This window comes from Streptomyces sp. ADI96-02, from assembly GCF_003846185.1.
In the GTDB taxonomy this organism is placed as follows: Bacteria; Actinomycetota; Actinomycetes; order Streptomycetales; family Streptomycetaceae; genus Streptomyces.
In genome coordinates, this window is record NZ_ML123034.1 from 917699 (window position 1) to 922651 (window position 4953).

4 protein-coding genes and 2 tRNA genes are annotated in these 4953 nt (G+C 69.7%); 2 read left to right on the forward strand and 4 right to left on the reverse strand.

The genetic code is table 11. The features are described 5' to 3' along the window. Positions 1-53: 53 nt before the first annotated feature. Entirely contained in the window at positions 54-2030 is a 1977-nt protein-coding gene (gene thrS, locus EES43_RS03890) for a threonine--tRNA ligase (RefSeq protein ID WP_124267374.1), read from the reverse strand. Positions 2031-2475: 445 nt separating this feature from the next. On the opposite strand from thrS, the gene EES43_RS03895 reads away from it, so the two are divergent. Further along, positions 2476-3201 (forward strand): 3'-5' exonuclease, encoded by a 726-nt coding sequence (locus EES43_RS03895; protein ID WP_124267375.1) that lies wholly within the window; start codon positions 2476-2478, stop codon positions 3199-3201. A 69-nt stretch (positions 3202-3270) separates the two neighbouring features. Here EES43_RS03895 and EES43_RS03900 read toward each other — a convergent pair. From EES43_RS03900 to EES43_RS03910, 3 genes are all read right to left on the reverse strand, one after another. Continuing rightward, positions 3271-3342: transfer RNA gene (locus tag EES43_RS03900), tRNA-Val, on the reverse strand. Between the two features lie 182 nt (positions 3343-3524). Continuing rightward, positions 3525-3596: transfer RNA gene (locus tag EES43_RS03905), tRNA-Val, on the reverse strand. Positions 3597-3651: 55 nt separating this feature from the next. Then, entirely contained in the window at positions 3652-4107 is a 456-nt protein-coding gene (locus EES43_RS03910) for a TIGR02611 family protein (RefSeq protein ID WP_124267376.1), read from the reverse strand. Positions 4108-4297: 190 nt separating this feature from the next. Here EES43_RS03910 and EES43_RS03915 point away from each other — a divergent pair, with 190 nt between their 5' ends. Next, the gene (locus tag EES43_RS03915; protein ID WP_003987206.1) at positions 4298-4711 is read left to right on the forward strand and encodes an SsgA family sporulation/cell division regulator; all 414 of its coding nucleotides are present in this window, start codon (positions 4298-4300) and stop codon (positions 4709-4711) included. The last annotated feature ends 242 nt before the right edge of the window (positions 4712-4953 follow it).

Genomic DNA, 4953 nt, shown 5'->3' on the forward strand with positions numbered 1-4953 from the left:
GCGAGTGACGCTCCGGGGGCCGCTTCCCGCTTCTGCGGTCAGACCTTCTCCGGTCAGACCTGGACGCGGTCCTCGACGGCCTTGGCGATCTTGGCGATGGCCTCGTCCAGGGGGATGCCGTTCTCCTGCGTACCGTCGCGGTAGCGGAAGGAGACGGCTCCGTTGGCCATGTCCTCGTCACCAGCGATGATCATGAAGGGCACCTTGGCCTTCTGCTGGTTGCGGATCTTCTTCTGCATCCGGTCCGACGAGGCGTCCACGTCCACCCGCAGCCCCTGCTTGCGCGCCTTGGCGGCGAACTCCTGGAGGTAGGGGACGTGGGCGTCGCCGATCGGGATGCCGACGGCCTGCACCGGGGCGAGCCAGACGGGGAACGCGCCCGCGTAGTGCTCCAGGAGCACCGCGAAGAAGCGCTCGATGGAGCCGAACAGCGCGCGGTGGATCATGACCGGGCGCTGCTTGGCGCCGTCGGCTCCGGTGTACTCCAGCTCGAAGCGCTCGGGCAGGTTGAAGTCGAGCTGCACGGTCGACATCTGCCAGGTGCGGCCGATGGCGTCCTTGCACTGCACGGAGATCTTCGGGCCGTAGAAGGCGGCGCCGCCCGGGTCCGGCACCAGCGGCAGGCCCTGCTTCTCGGCGACCTGGCGCAGCGTCTCGGTGGCCTCGTCCCACGCCTCGTCCGAGCCGACGAACTTCTCCGGGTCCTTGGTGGACAGCTCCAGGAAGAAGTCGGTCAGGCCGTAGTCGCGGAGGAGGTTCAGGACGAAGGTGAGCGTCCGGTCCAGCTCCTCGGCCATCTGCTCCTTGGTGCAGTAGATGTGCGCGTCGTCCTGCGTGAAGCCGCGCGAGCGGGTCAGGCCGTGCACTACGCCCGACTTCTCGTAGCGGTAGACCGTGCCGAACTCGAAGAGACGCAGCGGCAGTTCACGGTAGGAACGGCCACGCGCGTCGAAGATCAGGTTGTGCATGGGGCAGTTCATCGGCTTGAGGTAGTAGTCCACCCCGTCGTCGATCTGCATGGGCGGGTACATGCCGTCGGCGTACCAGTCCAGGTGGCCGGACTTCTCGAAGAGCTTGCCCTTGGTGGCGTGCGGGCTGTAGACGAACTCGTAGCCCTCCTCCTCGTGGCGGCGGCGCGAGTAGTCCTCCATGGCGCGGCGGATGACGCCGCCCTTGGGATGGAAGACCGCGAGGCCGGGGCCGATCTCGTCGGGGAAGGAGAAGAGGTCCAGCTCGCTGCCGAGCTTGCGGTGGTCCCGCTTGGCGGCCTCCTCCAGGAACTCCAGGTGCGCCTTCAGCTCGTCCTTGGTCGGCCAGGCGGTGCCGTAGATGCGCTGGAGCATCGGGTTCTTCTCGCTGCCGCGCCAGTACGCGGCTGCGTTGCGCATCAGCTTGAACGCCGGGATGTACCGGGTGGTGGGCAGGTGCGGGCCCCGGCAGAGGTCCTTCCAGCAGAGCTCGCCGGTCTTCGCGTCCAGGTTGTCGTAGATGGTCAGCTCGCCGCCGCCCACCTCGACGTCCGCGCCGTCGTCCGAGGACGCGGAGCCCTTGATGTCGATGAGCTCCAGCTTGTACGGCTCGTCGGCCAGCTCCTCGCGGGCGGCCTCGTCGGTGACGACACGGCGGGAGAACCGCTGGCCCCGCTTCTGGATCTCCTGCATCTTCTTCTCGACGGCCTTGAGGTCCTCGGGCGTGAAGGGCCGCTCGACGTCGAAGTCGTAGTAGAAGCCGTCCTTGACCGGCGGGCCGATGCCGAGCTTGGCCTCGGGGAAGAGCTCCTGCACGGCCTGGGCCATGACGTGCGCGGTGGAGTGGCGCAGGATGTCGAGGCCGTCCGGCGAGGAGATCTCGACCGGCTCGACGCTCTCGCCGTCGCGGAGCTCGTGCGCGAGGTCCTTGAGCTCGCCGCCGACGCGCACGGCGACGACGGTGCGCTGACCGGGGAAGAGCTCGGCGGCCGTCGTGCCCGTCGTCACCACGTGCTCTTCCCGCTCGGAATCGCGTTGGATGATCACACGGACGTCTGACACCGGTCTCTCCTGACTGAGGGGATCGCCTGCCTTCGTATGGCCAAGCAAGACGAATCGTACCGAGCGGTGCGCCCCCAATGCGAACGCCCACGGGCTGTCCCGCGCCCCCTGGCGGCCCGGGGAGCCCGTGCCCGGCGTGGGCCCCGGCCGCGCCCTGCCCCCGCGCACGCCTCCGCGACGCGGGTCCACGGCCGCCCGGAGCACCTCCGCCGGGCCCTCCCGCCCGGCCTCGCCCCGCAGCCCACGGGCCTTCGGCGCGGGAGGGCCGACGGGGGCCGGACTGCGTGAGCACGGGCGCGCGTCCTCGAACTCCCGCGCCCCTCAAGCGTGTTGTCACCCCAGGCGACCCCCCGCAAGCGGCGTATCAGGCAAACAGGCCGGGTATCACCGATATCGGGCAGGGGGGAGACGCTCCATCTGCCGTGCAGGTGCGAGGAGTTCGGGGATGATGCACTGGTTCGAGGGGCCGCTGGCCGCTTTCGACATGGAGACGACGGGCGTGGACGCCGAGCAGGACCGGATCGTTTCGGCCGCTCTCGTCGCGCAGGACACGGCGGGCGGGCGCGTACGCGTCACCCGCTGGCTGGTGAACCCGGGGATACCGGTGCCGGCGGGGGCGACGGAGGTCCACGGGCTGACCGACGACCACCTTCGGTTCAACGGACGTTGGCCGGCTCCGGTGATGGACGAGATCGCCCGTTCGCTGGCCGAGCAGTGCGCGACGGGCCGTCCGCTGGCCGTGATGAACGCGCCGTTCGACCTGACGCTGCTGGACCGCGAGCTGAAGCGGCACCGGGCGTCGTCGCTGACCGGCTACCTGAGCGACGTGCCGCTGCGGGTGGTGGACCCCCGGGTGCTGGACAAGCACCTGGACCGCTACCGCAAGGGCCGCCGCAAGCTGGCCGACCTCTGCGGGCTGTACGGGGTGCCCCTGGACGGCGCACACGACGCGGCGGCCGACGCCACGGCCTCGCTGGAGCTGGTGCGCGCGGTGTGCCGGCGCTTCTCCTCACGGCTGGAGCGGCTCTCCCCGGCGGAGCTGCACACGCTCCAGGCGAGCTGGCACGCGGCCCAGGCACGGGGCCTTCAGGCGTGGTTCGCCAAGAGCGGTACGTCGGAGGTGGTCGACCAGTCCTGGCCGCTGCGTCCGGGGCTGCCGGCGGCGGCATGAGCCGAAGAAGCGGCCCGCGGAACGCGAAGGCCGGTCCGCCGTGATGCTGGCGGACCGGCCTTCCCCGGGTGGGCGATACTGGTTTCGAACCAGTGACCTCTTCGGTGTGAACGAAGCGCTCTCCCACTGAGCTAATCGCCCGGGAACGGGTTGAACCATACAGGCCCCGGCGGGCTTCGTTCAAACTCCTCGCGGCCTCGGCTCCGACCCGCCCGCGCGGTCCGGCCCTCGGCCGGCTGCGGCCCGTCGCTGCCGGAAGCCGGGAGCCGCTGGGAAACGCAGAGGGCCCGCGAGACGGTTGTCTCGCGGGCCCTCTGTCCGGGTGGGCGATACTGGGTTCGAACCAGTGACCTCTTCGGTGTGAACGAAGCGCTCTCCCACTGAGCTAATCGCCCCGGACGCACCGCAAACATTACCCCATGTCAGCGGTGCGTCAGGACCGCCCCCGGGTCACGCGGGGATCTTCCACGGCATGGTGAGGCCGAACTCCCAGACGTAGATCCCGACCAGCACCGTCATGATCACGAGCCCCACCGTGGTGAGGATGATGTTGCGCCGCCGGACCTTGGGATCGAGGGCGCGTTGGGCGGCCTCGGTGACCTTGCGCTTGGTCCAGCGCAGCACCAGCTGGGCCCAGACGAACTCGGTCGCCCAGATCGCCATGCCGCCGAAGATCACCAGCCAGCCGGGCCCCGGCAGCACCAGCATCAGCACGCCCGCCACCACCACGGCCAGGCCGACGACGAAGACCCCGACCTGCCAGCTCAGATGCAGCGGCTTGGACGACTTGATGAAGCCCGGCGCCCGCGATCCCAGCGCGCGCTCGGTCCTGGACGTGCCCCCCGCAGCGGATTCCGGAGCCGCCTCTTCGGCGACTCCCCTCCGCTCGTCACTCTCCGCGTTCATGATTCCCAACTTACCCGAAGCCTCCTCGTCACTGGAATGGGCGCATAACCCAAAGTTACACACCGCTGTGCGAGCGACCCGAAGCATCACAAAAGGGTCAGAGGGGTTTACAACGCCACCGTAGGTGGCATGTCGATTTCGCCGACGTGCGAATCCCCGAGCGCACACTGAGCGAAAGGCCCTGGCGCTTATGAACACCACGGTCAGCTGCGAGCTGCACCTGCGCCTCGTTGTGTCGAGCGAGTCCTCACTGCCTGTACCCGCGGGCCTGCGGTATGACACGGCCGATCCCTATGCCGTGCACGCCACCTTCCATACCGGAGCGGAGGAGACGGTCGAATGGGTATTCGCCCGCGACCTTCTCGCCGAGGGGCTGCACCGGCCCACCGGTACCGGAGACGTCCGCGTCTGGCCATCTCGTAGCCACGGCCAGGGCGTCGTCTGCATCGCGCTGAGCTCCCCGGAGGGCGAAGCCCTGCTCGAGGCTCCGGCACGAGCCCTGGAGTCGTTCCTGAAGAGGACCGACGCCGCGGTTCCGCCCGGCACCGAGCATCGTCACTTCGACCTCGACACGGAGCTCTCCCACATCCTGGCCGAGAACTGAGCCAGGCCGGGAGCTGCACGACGCCGTCCGACTCGGGGAGACGGCGTCGCGCGGACAACCTCATACGGTGGACACAGGCGCCGTCATCGCGGAACCCACCGCGGTGACGGCGCCTGCGCGCGTGCCGGGGGCCCGGCGCGGCGAGCGGCGGCCGAAGCCGTGTCCCTCCGCTCCCCCGCGCACACGCTCCGCGCCGGGAGGGGCCCCGGCGAGCCAGTAGAGTCAGCCGCCATCGGCAGGGG

Excerpts from the sequence above, each read along its gene's own strand:
- EES43_RS03915 (WP_003987206.1), top strand. The coding sequence starts at position 4,298 with ATGAACACCACGGTCAGCTGCGAGCTGCACCTGCGCCTCGTTGTGTCG.
- EES43_RS03895 (WP_124267375.1), top strand. The coding sequence starts at position 2,476 with ATGATGCACTGGTTCGAGGGGCCGCTGGCCGCTTTCGACATGGAGACG.
- EES43_RS03910 (WP_124267376.1), bottom strand. The coding sequence starts at position 4,107 with ATGAACGCGGAGAGTGACGAGCGGAGGGGAGTCGCCGAAGAGGCGGCT.